The 12,692-nt window shown below is 73.3% G+C and carries 17 protein-coding genes; 6 read left to right on the forward strand and 11 right to left on the reverse strand.

The window, feature by feature from the left end; genetic code table 11:
- Window position 1: 1 nt before the first annotated feature.
- Window positions 2–694: a hypothetical protein gene (locus tag EV684_RS09255; protein ID WP_132646461.1), complete on the forward strand. Its 693-nt coding sequence runs from the start codon at window positions 2–4 to the stop codon at window positions 692–694.
- A 40-nt stretch (window positions 695–734) separates the two neighbouring features.
- Here EV684_RS09255 and EV684_RS09260 read toward each other — a convergent pair whose 3' ends face one another.
- From EV684_RS09260 to EV684_RS09270, 3 genes are all read right to left on the reverse strand, one after another.
- Window positions 735–1,019, reverse strand: coding sequence for a type II toxin-antitoxin system HicA family toxin (locus tag EV684_RS09260; RefSeq protein ID WP_132646463.1), 285 nt, complete (start codon window positions 1,017–1,019; stop codon window positions 735–737).
- A gap of 63 nt (window positions 1,020–1,082) precedes the next feature.
- On the reverse strand, window positions 1,083–1,412 hold the full coding sequence (locus EV684_RS09265) for a type II toxin-antitoxin system RelE/ParE family toxin (RefSeq protein ID WP_132646465.1): 330 nt from the start codon (window positions 1,410–1,412) through the stop codon (window positions 1,083–1,085).
- Window positions 1,409–1,660 (reverse strand): type II toxin-antitoxin system ParD family antitoxin, encoded by a 252-nt coding sequence (locus tag EV684_RS09270; protein WP_132646467.1) that lies wholly within the window; start codon window positions 1,658–1,660, stop codon window positions 1,409–1,411. Before EV684_RS09270 ends, EV684_RS09265 begins: the two co-directional genes overlap by 4 nt.
- 185 nt (window positions 1,661–1,845) lie before the next feature.
- Between EV684_RS09270 and EV684_RS09275 the strand changes: the two genes are divergently transcribed.
- The 3 genes from EV684_RS09275 to EV684_RS09285 all read left to right on the forward strand — a co-directional run bounded on the left by EV684_RS09275 (window position 1,846) and on the right by EV684_RS09285 (window position 3,903).
- On the forward strand, window positions 1,846–2,721 hold the full coding sequence (locus EV684_RS09275; RefSeq protein ID WP_132646469.1) for a hypothetical protein: 876 nt from the start codon (window positions 1,846–1,848) through the stop codon (window positions 2,719–2,721).
- A gap of 24 nt (window positions 2,722–2,745) precedes the next feature.
- Window positions 2,746–3,516, forward strand: coding sequence for a hypothetical protein (locus tag EV684_RS09280; RefSeq protein WP_132646471.1), 771 nt, complete (start codon window positions 2,746–2,748; stop codon window positions 3,514–3,516).
- Between the two features lie 69 nt (window positions 3,517–3,585).
- Window positions 3,586–3,903 carry a hypothetical protein gene (locus EV684_RS09285; protein ID WP_132646473.1) on the forward strand — a complete coding sequence of 106 codons (318 nt, stop codon included), beginning with the start codon at window positions 3,586–3,588 and terminating at the stop codon, window positions 3,901–3,903.
- 14 nt (window positions 3,904–3,917) lie between these two features.
- On the opposite strand, the gene vapC is transcribed toward EV684_RS09285, so the two are convergent.
- From vapC to EV684_RS09320, 7 genes are all read right to left on the reverse strand, one after another.
- Window positions 3,918–4,316, reverse strand: coding sequence for a type II toxin-antitoxin system VapC family toxin (gene vapC / locus EV684_RS09290; protein WP_132646475.1), 399 nt, complete (start codon window positions 4,314–4,316; stop codon window positions 3,918–3,920).
- Entirely contained in the window at window positions 4,313–4,507 is a 195-nt protein-coding gene (locus EV684_RS09295) for a type II toxin-antitoxin system VapB family antitoxin (RefSeq protein ID WP_132646477.1), read from the reverse strand. The genes vapC and EV684_RS09295 overlap by 4 nt, the downstream gene beginning before the upstream one ends.
- Window positions 4,508–4,592: 85 nt before the next feature.
- A complete protein-coding gene (locus tag EV684_RS09300) occupies window positions 4,593–5,243 on the reverse strand; it encodes a hypothetical protein (RefSeq protein WP_132646479.1) in 651 nt (216 codons plus the stop codon).
- Window positions 5,240–6,010, reverse strand: coding sequence for an SDR family oxidoreductase (locus EV684_RS09305; protein ID WP_132646481.1), 771 nt, complete (start codon window positions 6,008–6,010; stop codon window positions 5,240–5,242). Before EV684_RS09305 ends, EV684_RS09300 begins: the two co-directional genes overlap by 4 nt.
- Complete coding sequence (locus tag EV684_RS09310) at window positions 6,007–6,684, reverse strand: TenA family transcriptional regulator (RefSeq protein WP_132646483.1); 678 nt, start codon at window positions 6,682–6,684, stop codon at window positions 6,007–6,009. The genes EV684_RS09305 and EV684_RS09310 overlap by 4 nt, the downstream gene beginning before the upstream one ends.
- 6 nt (window positions 6,685–6,690) lie before the next feature.
- Window positions 6,691–8,154, reverse strand: coding sequence for an AMP-binding protein (locus EV684_RS09315; protein WP_132646485.1), 1,464 nt, complete (start codon window positions 8,152–8,154; stop codon window positions 6,691–6,693).
- A complete protein-coding gene (locus EV684_RS09320; RefSeq protein ID WP_243651125.1) occupies window positions 8,151–8,738 on the reverse strand; it encodes a thermostable hemolysin in 588 nt (195 codons plus the stop codon). Before EV684_RS09320 ends, EV684_RS09315 begins: the two co-directional genes overlap by 4 nt.
- Before the next feature lie 283 nt (window positions 8,739–9,021).
- On the opposite strand from EV684_RS09320, the gene EV684_RS09325 reads away from it, so the two are divergent.
- Window positions 9,022–10,845, forward strand: a complete 1,824-nt coding sequence (locus EV684_RS09325) for an AMP-dependent synthetase/ligase (RefSeq protein WP_132646489.1) — start codon at window positions 9,022–9,024, stop codon at window positions 10,843–10,845.
- Window positions 10,846–10,848: 3 nt separating this feature from the next.
- Here the strand turns inward: EV684_RS09325 and EV684_RS09330 are convergent, their stop codons facing one another.
- Complete coding sequence (locus EV684_RS09330; protein WP_132646491.1) at window positions 10,849–12,360, reverse strand: methyl-accepting chemotaxis protein; 1,512 nt, start codon at window positions 12,358–12,360, stop codon at window positions 10,849–10,851.
- Window positions 12,361–12,528: 168 nt separating this feature from the next.
- On the opposite strand from EV684_RS09330, the gene EV684_RS09335 reads away from it, so the two are divergent.
- Complete coding sequence (locus EV684_RS09335) at window positions 12,529–12,687, forward strand: DUF3606 domain-containing protein (RefSeq protein ID WP_200222329.1); 159 nt, start codon at window positions 12,529–12,531, stop codon at window positions 12,685–12,687.
- The last annotated feature ends 5 nt before the right edge of the window (window positions 12,688–12,692 follow it).

Below are 12,692 nucleotides of genomic sequence, written 5' to 3' on the forward strand. Positions count from 1 at the left end.
GATGAAACCCCTGCTTGTCTCGCTCGCCCTGGCGCTGGCCGCGGCGTCGGCCACGGCCGCCGAACCCGTGCGCCGCATCGGCGTCTACGTGCTGCCCTACTACGCCGCCGCGGCCGACGACGGCGGGCGCCCGCAGGTGGCGGTCGGCAAGGCCTTCGACGAGCGCCTGGCGAGCGACGACCCGGCCGTCATCGCCGAGGTCGAGAAGTCCATCCGTGCGGCACCCGAGCTCGTCACGCCGATGACGCTGATGGTGCTGGCGATCCGGCTCTACGACGTCGGCCTGCGCGACGAAGCCGTGTTCTGGTTCTACGCCGCCAAGGACCGCTACGCGACGCTGGCCGCGGTGCTGGACATGTCGCATCCGGCGCGGGCCCAGGTGGCCCAGGCGACGAGGGACTTCGCCGTCACCGCCGGGCCCGACCTCAACGGCTATGCCTTCTGCGACCTGGGCCGCCAGGCGCGGCAACGGCAGGCGGCGCTGGACTGGGTGGCGGCGAACCCGTACCGGGCGCTGTTCATCGACGCGCTGCCGGCGCGCCCGGGGGACCGCCAGGCCCACCTCGAGGCCGCGCTCGCCGAGCTGCGCACGCAGGCCGCGCGCGAACGCGACGCGCTGGCGACGCCGGAGCTTCGCGCCCGCGTCGCGGCCACCCGCGAGGCCAACCGGATGCAGGACAAGTACTGCTGGTAACTGCTGGTAAGGGGGTCAGGGTCGCCGGGCGTGCGCCGGCTCAGCCCGCTGCGTCCCCGGCCTCGTAGGCCGCGGGCGTCACGCCAGCGCGGCCCAGGAAGGCGCGCACGTGCAGCACCGACTGCCGGTCGATCTCGTCGCCACCATGCGGCCGGTGCAGGATGTCTTCCACCCGGCCCAGCGTGACGCGCAGGCGCGCACCGGAGATCGGCTCCAGCGTGGCCCCGACGTGCTTGAGCAGCGACTCCACGTCGCGCCAGTGCAGGTTGTGCGGCGGCGGGTCGTGGAACAGCGCGCGGATCAGGTTCGTGTGATGACGGCTCATGCACGGCTCCCCGGAACTGGAGCACGAGCGTAGCCGATGGTCGCCGCGCCGGGCCGCGAAGGATCAAGCCTCGTCCGGTTCGCGCAGCCATGCCGGGAGGTCGCGCTGGCCGTGCAGCACGCGCCAGACGTCCACCTGATCGTCATGCTCGACGTAGAACACGAGGTACGGGTAGCGCTTCAGCGGCCAGGCGCGCAGGCCGGGGAGGTTCAGCTCGTGCCCCAGGCGCGGCGAAGCGCTCGCCGGATGCCGGCCGATGTGCGCATACGCCTGCTCCAGCGCGTCGACGAAGCCTGCAGCCGCCGCCCCTGCCCCTTCGGCGAGGTAGAAATCCAGCGCCTGCGCGACATCGTCGACGGCCTGCCGGCGCGCGACGACGGCCTTGCGCTTCACGCTTTGCGGCGCGATGCAGTGGCCGTACGCACGCGCTCGCGCAGCCCGTCGAAGTAGGCGTCGTCAGCCACCGCGGCCGGCGCCGACGCGGCACCGGCCAGCAGCAGGCCGCGCAGCTGCTGGCGCTCCTGGTCCTGGCGGATCAGCTCGCGCACGTACTCGCTGCTGGTGCCGTAGCCACGCTGGCTGACCTGCTCGTCGACGAAGCTCTTCAGCGCATCGGGGAGGGAGATGTTCATCGTGCCCATCGCACGAGCCTAGGTGCTTTGGCAAAAATTGGCAAACGTGCGACTGCAAACCGCTTGCAGGCAGCCCGGAAACCAGGGCGCCACGGCGTCCCTCCGGCAAGCGACGCCCCGGCGCCACGCCACCCGAAGCAGGGGATGCCGCGGCACGGCCGCCGCCTATGCTGTCGGCCGCACACCCTGCCCCCATGCTCCGCCGCCTGCTCGCCCCTCTCGCCCGTCTGGCCCTGCTCCTGGCCACCGCCACTGCAGCCACTGCTGCCGCCGCGCAGCCTGTCCCGCTGGACGAGGACGGGTTCACACGCCACGCCGCCGGGCTGCTGCAGCGCACGTCCTCGTCCGGGGCGGTCACCGTGCTGGGCCCGCTGACGCTGGGCCTGGGCGACGCCCAGATCAACCTCGACCGCATCCACGCCTTGTGCCAGCGTGACGACGAGGGCTGTGCCGAGCGGCTGGACGCCTTCCTGCACGACGTCACCACGGCGATGGGCGACGCCCAGGCCAAGCCCAGCGCCGACGCGCTGCGCGTCGTGCTGCGCTCGGCCGCCTATGTCACCAGCGCCCGGGCCTCGATCGCCCGCGGCAGCGTCCCGGGCCGGCTGGACGCCCGGCCCTTCTTCGGCGGGCTGATGGCCGTGCCGGTGCTCGACGGCGAACGTTCGGTGCAGCTGCTCGGCAGCAAGCAGCGTGAAGAGCTCGGGCTCGACGACGACCAGGCCTACGCCCGCGGCCTGCAGAACCTGCGCACGCGCCTGGTGCCCCTGGCGGTGGCAGCGCCGCCGGTCGCGCCGGGCCGGCTGGGCGTGCTGGCCGACGACGTCTACCAGCCCAGCCGGCTGCTGCTGCACGATAGCTGGGCCGGCCTGGCCGAGGCCCAGGGCGGCGTGCTCGTCGTCGCGGTGCCGGCCACCGATCTGCTGCTGTACTCGGCCGACGACTCGCCGGCCGGCCTGACCGCGTTGCGTGCGCTGGTGGCCGACACGATGGCGCGTGCGCCCAACCCGCTGGCCCCGCTGCTGCTGCGCTGGCGGCCCGAGGGCTGGGAACTCGTGCCCGCCCGCTGAAAACCTGTTTCAACGCCGAACGACATGTTCCGACGTCTCGCCACCCTCGCCACCCTGCTCGCCGCCTCGCTGATCGCCGGCTGCGCCGTCACGCTCAACGGCGTGACCGTCCCTCCCGCCACGCTGCAGAAAGCCAAGTCGATCGCCGTCGTCTCGGTGCTCGGCGACACCGTGCGCTACACGCGCCAGGGCTTGCTCCAAAGCGACGACGTTCCGTTCGACGTGCCCGGCTGGGGTTTGGACGAGCGCTATGCCGACCTCTACGCCGAAGCGATCACGCATTCGTTCGGCATCAGCGCCCGGCCCGTGCACGGGCCACTGCAGAAAGACCTGCTGCGCACGCTCTACGTGCGCAAGGGCATTACCGGCAAGGACCTGCCCAACTGGGAAGTCGCGGCACCGCAGCTGCGGGCCATCGTGCAGCAGACGCAGGCCGATCTGCTGGCCGTCGTGGTGCGCGACTGGACCCAGGCCCCGGTGGCCTTGGCCCAGTACGTGGTCGAAGGCCTGGGCTTCACCGGCGGGCGGGGTCTGTGCGCCACGCACGCCTACATGCTGGTGGCGCTGGTCGACGGCAGCAGCCTGGAGCCGGTGGCCGGCGCGGCGCTGAGTTGGCGCGATCCGCAATCGCGGTGGCACATGCCCGTCGCGCCCTTGCCACCGGAGATCTGCGCCCACGCCGCAAGCGGCAGCCTGTCGCCGCAGGAGCTGGACATCGTGCATCGGTCGGTCGTGCAAGCCGCCGCGCCGGAGGTCATCGAGCAGACGGTCAAGCGCCTCGTGAAGGCGCGCTGAGGCGAGCCCTTGGCCGGCGCGCGCCGGGTGCTCGGGCAAACTCCCGGTTCACGCCCATCGCCACCCGCCATGCGCATCGACATCGACACCCTGGACGAAGCCCAGCTGCTCGACCTCAACCGCCGCATCGTCGCGCGCCTGAAGCTGCTGCACGACATGAAGGCGCACGTGCAGATGATGGACTTCCGCGTCGGAGAGAAGGTGTCGTTCCAGCCCGACGGGCACCCGGTGCTGTTCGGGATCATCACCAAGTACAACCGCAAGACGGTCACCGTGATCACCGAAACCGGCATGCAGTGGAACGTCGCGCCGGCCTTCCTGCGCAAGCTGAAGACGGTGGACGAAGCCCCGGCCGCGGGTGCCGTGGCCCGGCATCACCCGGGCTGAAGGCCGGCCCGGCCTCAGCCGCCGCAGTCCACGACGCGCAGGCCCAGACTCTCGAATGCCTCGAAGTCGCGGTCGGCGTGCAGCAGCGTCAGCCCGTCAAGCAGGCAGCGCGTCGCGATCAGCATGTCGACCGTGCCGCGCACGGTGACGCCGGCCGCACGCAGACGGCGGTACAGCCGCGCCGCCTGCACCGCCACCTCGAAGCCGCCGATCTCGACCGGCTCCAGGCGGCCCAGCAGTTGCCTGGCCTCCTCGAAGCCGCGCTCGTCACGAAAGCCCTGCAGCACCTCGGCCAGGATCAGATCGCCGATGGCGAAACGTTCGAGGCCCAGGTGACGGTCCAGCCACTCGGCCTGGGCCGTAGGCTTGCCGCGGAAGAAGTCGATCCAGACGCTGGAGTCGACGAGGATCATGCGTCGCGCCGCATCGCGTCCAGGTCACCGACCCACTCGTACTTGCCACGCAGCCGCCGCAGTTCGGTCTGCTGCTGCAGCCGCAGCAGCGTGCGCAAGCCGGCCTCGACCGCCTCGCGCTTGGTCTTCAGCCCCGTGGCCTTCAGCGTGGCGGCCATCAACTCGTCGTCGATCACGATGTTGGTGCGCATGTGTGTACTCCATGTCGACTGAATACACATCATAGCGCCGCGCGCTTCACGCGAGGCGCTGAGCCTCGCCCTTCCGGGCCCGGCCTCAGCGCTTGATCTTCACCAGCAGCTGCCGCGCCTCCTCGCGCCGCCCGGCGTCGGCGATCTGGCGGCCCGGGCGGGCGGGCGCGTCGATGGCGCGCTGCAGGTAGGTCACGGCGTCGGCCTCGTGGCCGGTCTCGACCAGGTACTCGCCGTAGAAGTAGTTGGCGTCGATGCCCTGCGGGTTCAGCGCCAGCGCCTTCTGCAGCATCTGGCCGGCACGCGCCTTGTCGCCGAAGCCCAGCGGCCAGCCCGGCACCTTGTAGTACAGCACGCCCAGGCTGTTGTAGGCCGAGCCGTCCAGCGCGTTGCCGTCGATCTGGATCGCACGCTCGTACAGCGCCCGGGCCTGCTTGACCAGGCCCAGCGCGCCCAGCCCGCCCTTCTCGCCGGCCAGCGAGCTGACGATGATGCCTTCCCAGACCAGCGGCTCGGCGCGGCCGGGGAAGCTCTCGCTGGTCTTGTGGGCGTTGGCCACCAGCGTCTCGAAGCGCTTCTCGCGCTCGGCGGCCGGGGTCTGGTAGCGGATCACTTCCCAGTCGTGCTGCAGCGCGGTGACGGCGTCCTCGACCGGGCCGGCCAGCGCGGCGGGCAGCGCGCCCAGCAGGGTGGCGGCAGCGACGAGGGTGCTCAGCAGGGTGCGGCGGATGTTCATCGGGTCTGTCCTTGGGTGGGGGCCGCGGCCGGCAGGCTGCGGCGATGTTTGTTGAAGCCGGCGTCCATCCAGGCGCCCAGCAGGCCGTTCAGGCGGGCGAACACGCGTTCGCCGCCGCCCAGCGTGCGCTCGGGCGCCTCGCTCTCGATGAGCTGCAGCAGCGCCTGGGCGACGAGCTCGGGCGTGTCGCTGGCGGCGCCGGTGGAGACGTTGTAGGCCTGCGCCGCCGGGTCGTTGAAGCCGGTGCGCGTGGTGCGCGGGGCCAGCGTCTGCACGCACACCGGGCCGTCGGCCAGTTCGCGCCGCAGCGCCTCGGCAAAACCGTGCAGCCCGGCCTTGCTGGCGCCGTAGACCGAGAAGCCCGGCAGGCCGATGCGCCCCAGCACCGAGCCGACGAAGACGATCTGCGCCCGCGGCAGGCGCTGCAGCTGCGGCAGCAGCGCCTGCGTCAGCAGCATCGGCGCCAGCAGGTTGGTCTGCAGCACCTGCTCGATGCGCGCCGCCGGCACCTGGGCCAGCGCACCGAAGGCCGGCACGCCGGCGGCGTGCACGACGACGTTGGCGTGCCAGTCGGCCGCCGCCTGCACGACGGCCTGACGGCCTTCGGGCGTGGCCAGGTCGGCACGCAGCCAGGACGCGCCGGGGCCGCTGGCGCCGCGGCCGACGCCGAGCACCGCGGCGCCCTGCCCGGCCAGCGCCTGCACCATCGCGCGGCCGATGCCGCCGGCCGCGCCGGTCAGCACGACACGGGTCTGGGCGATCTTCATGCCGTCTCCTTCACGGGCTGCGGCTGCGGCAGCGGCAGGCTGCGGAACACGTCGCCGTACAGGCGGTAGAACACCCGCGCGGCGTGCACGATGGCGGCCTGGTCGGCGGGGTCGTGGATCTGGTCCATCAGCAGCTCGAAGTGCTGCACGTGCTCCTGGTCCAGCGTGCCGTGCGAGCGCAGGTAGCTGAACGCGGAGTCGGGCAGCGCCAGCGCCTGCTGGATGGCGTCGGCGGCGTGCAGCGCCAGCGACACGCTGGTGCCTTCGAGCACCAGCACCATGCCGAAGAAGCCCAGCGGGTTGCGCCGCGCGATCGTGTCGTAGGCGTAGGCGACCATGACCTCGGTGGCGACGCCGGGTGCTCCGTGGCGCACGGCCTCGGCGTCGCCGCCGGCGTGGGCGATGTCGTCGAGGATCCACTCGTCGTGGCCGGACTCCTCCTCGATGTACTCGTCCAGCGGGCCTTCGAGCCAGGCGTGGTGCGCGGGCAGCGCGGCGCGCACGGCCTTCAGCAGCGGCACCGTGTGGCGCACGTGGTGGAAGGCCTCGCGCAGAAAGGCCAGGTAGCTGGGCCGCGAGACCTCGCCGCGCAGCGCGCCCTGGATGATCGGCGTGGCGAGCAGGCCGTTGCGGGCCTCGGTGGTCTGTTCGAGCAGGGTGGCGTGGAATCCCATGGCGTGTCAGCAGGTGGCGATGGCAGGGGCCGCGCCGAGCCCGAGGGCGTCGGCATGGCGGGCGAGGATGGCGTCGCGGCGCGGGCGGCCGTTGGCGGTGGCCAGGCCCGAAGCGGCGTCGAAGGCGTCGGCGGCGCGGGTCCAGCGGGCGACGCGGGCGTAGTCGGGCAGCGAGGCGTTGGCGGCGGCCACGGCGGCGGCGAGCTGGGCATCGTCAACCGCCGGCGACGACGGCCACAGCACCGCCGACAGCGCCGGCTGGCCGTCACCGAGCACCACGGCCTGGGCGACGGCCGGCTGGCAGCGCAGCGCGGTCTCGGGCCATTCGGGCGAGACGTTGCGGCCGTAGCCGGTGATCAGCAGGTTCTTCTTGCGGCCGACGACGTGCACGAAGCCGGCGTCGTCGACGCGGCCGAGGTCGCCGGTGGGCCACCAGTCGACGTGGCAGGCGGCGGCGTCACCGACGTAGCCGGCGAACAGCGGGCCGCCGACCTCCAGCTCGCCGTCGGCGGCGACGCGCACGCGGGCGTGCGGCAGCGGCCGGCCGGCGCTGCCGGCGCAGTCGGCGCAGTCGGCGCAGTCGGCGCCGGGCAGGTTCAGCGTCTGCACCGAGGCGCCTTCGGACAGGCCGTAACCTTCGTAGGCCGGCAGGCCCAGCGCCCGCGCGGCCTGCAGCACCGGGGCGCCGACCGCGGCGCCGCCGACGGCGACGAAACGCAGCGAGGCCGGCGCGCGCCGGCCGCTGGCGGCCAGCCAGCCGCACCAGGCGCGCAGCATCTGCGGCAGCAGGATCAGGCTCTGCGCCTCGTGGCGCTCCACCGCGGCGTGCAGCCGCGCCGGATCGAAGCTCGACGAACCCGTCAGGCCGACCTCGGCCAGCGGCAGGCAGATCACAGTGCTGCCCTGGCGGCGCGGCGCCATCAACCCGGCGACGTTCTCCAGCAGCACTGCGTAAGGCAGCGCGGCGAGGTGGCGTTCGATGGCCAGCGGCGCCAGCGCCTGCACCAGGCCGTCGGCCACGGCGTCCATCGCCGCGGCCGTCAGGCACACGCCCTTGGGCGTGCCGGTGCTGCCCGAGGTGTAGGTGATCTTGGCGGTGCCGGCCGGCAGCGTCGGCCGCAGTGCCGGCAGGCGCGCGGCGGCGAGCGTGCCGGCAACGCTCGCCAGCGGCTGCCAGTGCAGCCCGGGCCAGCGCGCGGCCAGCGGCGCGGCGGCCACCAGCGTGTCGACGCCGGCCGAGGCCAGCACGTGGCCCAGCATCGCGGCGTCGAAGAACAGCGGCAGCGGCACGTGCACCACGCCGGCGGCGCGCGCGGCGTCGTCGAGCACGGCGAAGGCCGCGCCGTTGTCCAGCAGCGTGGCCAGCACCTGCGTGCCCTGGGCACGCAGCCAGCCGGCGGCGGCCTCGGTCGCGGCGGCGAGTTCGGCGGCGCTCCAGGCGCGGGCGCCGTCGACCAGCGCCGGCTTCAAACCGTGCCCCCGCGGCGGCGGAAACGCATGATCGCGGCGTCCAGCCGGCCGGCCAGCACCAGCGGCCGGTGGTCGTAGTAGGTGCCCCAGCGCACGGCATCGCGGCCCAGCACCGCCGGGTCGGCGACGCCCAGCGTCACCGGCGCGATGCCCAGGCGCACGAAGAGATGGCGCAGCTCGACGGTCAGCGTGCAGACCACCCAGTCGTAGCCCTGCGCGGCCAGATGCGGGCCGATGCGCGTGATGAGGCGGCGGCCTTCGCCGGCGCGCGCGGCGGCCAGGTGGCCGACCTCGACGATGCGCTCGCGCACCGCCGGTTCGCCCAGCAGCTGCTCGACCGGCGCGTCGAGATAACGTTCGAGGAACAGCGCGCCCTCGCGCGCCGGGCGATAGCCGGCGGCGGCGACGAGCTCGCCGCTGCCGTCGTGCAGCCCGACCATCGCCGGCGCGAACTCGCGCACGTCGGCTTCGTAGCGCTCGCGATAGACACGGCGCACCAGCGCCTCGACCTCGGGCCGGCCGCCGGACCCGCCAGGATGGACGCGCAGGCGCGGCTCGGCGCCCGGACGCTGGACGAGGCTCATGGCCGGCTCCCGCAGCATGCTCGGCATGCAGACTCCCTTCAGGCGCTGCCGCGGAATGCGGCAGCTGACGGGACGCATGCTCGCGGCCGACGATTAGCGCGGCATTAACGCAACGCGCACCGATGCCGCGCGGATGTGCGGCGCGTCACGCGCCGAGCACCGAAAACCCGCGTCTTGGCAACGCTTTGGCGCGTAACCCACGGGTCCGAGCGGTTTCCTGCCCCGGCCCGGTGCAGAGCCTGACAAAATCGAACGATCGTTCGAAAAGACCGTCCATTGCGGCATGTCAACGCAGCACTCCCCCGCCCTCGATCTCGATCCCGTCCGCACCCTGCCCGAGCTGCTGCGCTGGCGCGTCGCGCGCAGCCCCGACGCCGAGGCCTACCGTGAGCACGACGACACGCGCGGCTGGGTGAGCTGGACCTGGCGCGACTTCGGCGACCGCGTCGAACGCTGCGCCGCGGCGCTGGACGTGCTGGCGCCGGCGCGCGGCGCGCGCATCGCGATCCTGCTGCCCAACGGCCTGGACGCGGTGACGCTGGACCAGGCGGCGCTCGCGCGCGGCTGCGTGCCGCTGCCGATGCACGCGCTCGACAACCCGCTGTCGATCGCCTACATCCTGGCCGACAGCGGCGCCGAGCTGCTGGTCACGCAGACCGAGGCCCAGTGGCAGGCGATCGCCGGCTGCGGCGCGCTGCCGGCGACGCTGCGCCAGGTGGTGATCCGCGAACGCGACGAGGGCGCGCCGGCCGCCGCCGGTGGCCCCGAGCGGCTGTCGCTGGCGCAGTGGCTGGCACGCGGCCACGCCGCGGCGCCCGCCGCCGTCGAGCCGCCGCACGAGGACGACCTGGCGGCGCTGGTCTACACCTCGGGCACGACCGGCAAGCCCAAGGGCGTGATGCTCAGCCACCGCAACGTGATGGCCAACGTGAAGGCGGTGCTGGCGCGCATCGCGCCGCGGCCCGACGACGTCTTCCTGTCCTTCCTGCCGCTGTCGCACACCTTCGAGCGCACCGCCGGCTACTACCTGCCGATCGCCGCCGGTTCGACGGTGGCGTTCGCGCGCTCGACGCAGCACCTGCCCGAGGACCTGAAGACGGTGCGGCCGACGGTGCTGATCTCGGTGCCGCGCATCTACGAGCGGGTGTTCGTCAAGCTGCAGACGATGCTCGAAGGCTCGGCGCTGAAGAAGCGCCTGTTCGAGACCGCGCAATCGGTCGGCTGGCGGCGCTTCTGCCGCGAGCAGAAGCTGCCGGTGCCCGGCTCGGTGCCGGCGGCCTGGGACGCGCTGGTCTGGCCGCTGCTGGCACGGCGCGTCAGCGCGCCGCTGCAGGCGCAGTTCGGCGGCCGGCTGCGGCTGGCGGTGAGCGGCGGCGCGGCGCTGTCGGCACCGATCGCGCGCTGCTTCCTCGGCCTGGGCCTGCCGATCGTGCAGGGCTACGGCATGACCGAGAGCACGCCGGTCATCAGCTGCAACACGCCCGAGGACAACGACCCGGCGACCGTCGGCCGGCCGCTGGACGGCGTGGAAGTGTGCATCGGCGACAACCGCGAGCTGCTGGTGCGCGGCGCCAACGTGATGCGCGGCTACTGGAATCGCCCCGAGGACACGGCGCGGGCACTCGAAGGCGGCTGGCTGCACACCGGCGACCAGGCCAGCCTGGACGGCGGGCGCATCCGCATCGTCGGCCGCGTCAAGGAGATCATCGTCACCGCCACCGGCGAGAAGATCGCGCCGACCGACCTGGAAATGGCCATCGTCGCCGACCCGCTGTTCGAGTCGGCCTGGGCCTTCGGCGACAACCGGCCGTTCATCGCCTGCATCGTGGTGCTGGCCGCCGGGCCGTGGGAGCGGCTGGCGCGTTCGCTGGGCCTGGACCCGGCCGACCCGGCGTCGCTGCAGGCGCACGCGGCCCGCGAGGCGGCGCTGGTGCGCATCCGCGCCGCGACGGCGGCCTTCCCGCACTACGCCCAGCCACGGGCGGTCTGCCTGACGACCGAGCCCTGGACCATCGAGAGCACGATGATCACGCCGACGCTCAAGCTGAAGCGCAACAACCTCGAGTCGCGCTACGGCGAGCAGGTCGAGGCGCTGTACCGGCGCTGAAGCTCAGCGCGCGACGCGGAACACCGCCACCGCACGCGCCAGCGTCGCAGCACGTTCGCGCAGCGCCTGGCCGGCGGCGGCCGACTGCCCGGCGAGCACGGCGTTCTCGCCCGCGGCCGCGTCGATGCGCGCCACCGCCCGCGTGGCTTCGGCGACACCACGCGCCTGCTCGTCGGTGGCGGTGGCGATCTCGCGCTGGCGGTCTGCCACGCAGCCGACGGCGTCGACCGCGGCCTCGACGTCGGCCAGCGCCGCGCCCGCCCGGCGCGAGCCTTCGGCGACCTGCACGGCACAGGCCGAGACCAGCCGCGACACCTGCTGCGCCGACGACCGGCTGCGATGCGCCAGGGCACCGATGCGCGACGCCACCACGGCGTAGGCGATGCCCTCCTCGCCGGCACGCGCCGCCGCGGCCGAGGCTTCACGCGCCAGCAGTTCGGTCTGGTCGGCGATGTCCTCCATCAGCTCCACGGTCTCGGCAGCGGCACGCGTGGCACGTTCGATCGCGCTCATCGTCGTCAGCATCTCGGCCACCGACTGGCCGCCGCGCCGGGCGGTCTGGCGCGCGCCGGCCGCAGCCTGGTCGACCTCGCGCGCGGTGGCCGCCACGGCCTCGGCCGAACGCGTGATCTGTTCCATCGCGACGGCCGTCACCTGCACGTCGTCCGACTGCAGCGCGGCCAGGCGCGACAGGCCCAGGCTGCCCTGGGCGATGCCGTCGGCACCGCTTTCGATCGTGCGGATCTCGTGGCGCACGTCCTCGACGACGGCGCGCATGTTCAGGTTGGCCAGCCAGATGCCGTGCAGCAAGGTGGACAGCGGCTCGGCACGCGTGTGCTCGCAGTGCATGGCGAGATCGCAGCCGGCCAGGCGGCCGGCTGCGTCGGTCGCGGCCTGCAGGCCGCGCGCGACACGGCGCTCGAACCGCAGCACCAGCCACGCGGCCACCCCCAGCAGCAACGCCGCGTGCACGGCCATGCCGAGACCGAGCGGCGCGAGGGCGAGCACGACGAGCAGCAGCAGCCCGGCGGCCAGCTCCAGCGTCAGCCGACGCGGCGCATCCGCGCCGGGCGGCGCCGGGCGCGGCGCGGCGCCGCCCCCGTCCCGGGCGCGGGCGAAAGCCGCAAAGCGCGCTTCGGCCGCCTGCACCTGCCCCGGCGTGGGCCGGTGGCGCACCGACATGTAGGCGGCGACACGGCCGGCGTCCAGCACCGGCGTGACGTTGGCGACGACCCAGTAGTGGTCGCCGTTGCGGCAGCGGTTCTTGACCACCCCGCTCCAGGGCCGCCCCGCGCCGAGCGTGGCCCACATGTCGGCAAAGACCTCCGGCGGCGTGTCGGGATGGCGCACGACGTTGTGCGCACGGCCCAGCAGCTCGTCGGCGGTGTAGCCGCTGAGCTCGGCGAACGCGGCGTTGCAATGCGTGATGCGGCCCTGGGGGTCGGTCGTCGACACCAGGGTCAGGTCATCGGCGTACCGGCGCTCCACCTGGGTGACCGGCAAATTGAGCTTCATGGCGGAGCACAGCCCGTCGGGCAAGGTCGCAGGAATATCAATTTTGGCATTTCAACGCACAATCCCCGAACGGGACGCCTTCGGCGCCCGGGCATTTCCGCACGATCGGCACGGCCTTTGCCCCGGCTTGGCATGGACCCCGACATCCCTCCCCCTGCCCCCGACGCGGTGATCGACCTCCACGACGATGCTGCGCTGCACCACTGGGCCGAACACTTCGGCGTCACGCCGACCCAGATCGAGGAAGCGGTACGCGCCGCCGGGCCGCGTGTGCACGACGTGCAGCGCCACCTGCTCGACCAGGGAGCGAGCGCCGGCGCCGGCTGAACGCA

It is taken from the genome of Rubrivivax gelatinosus, assembly GCF_004340905.1.
Taxonomy (GTDB): Bacteria; Pseudomonadota; Gammaproteobacteria; order Burkholderiales; family Burkholderiaceae_C; genus Rubrivivax; species Rubrivivax gelatinosus.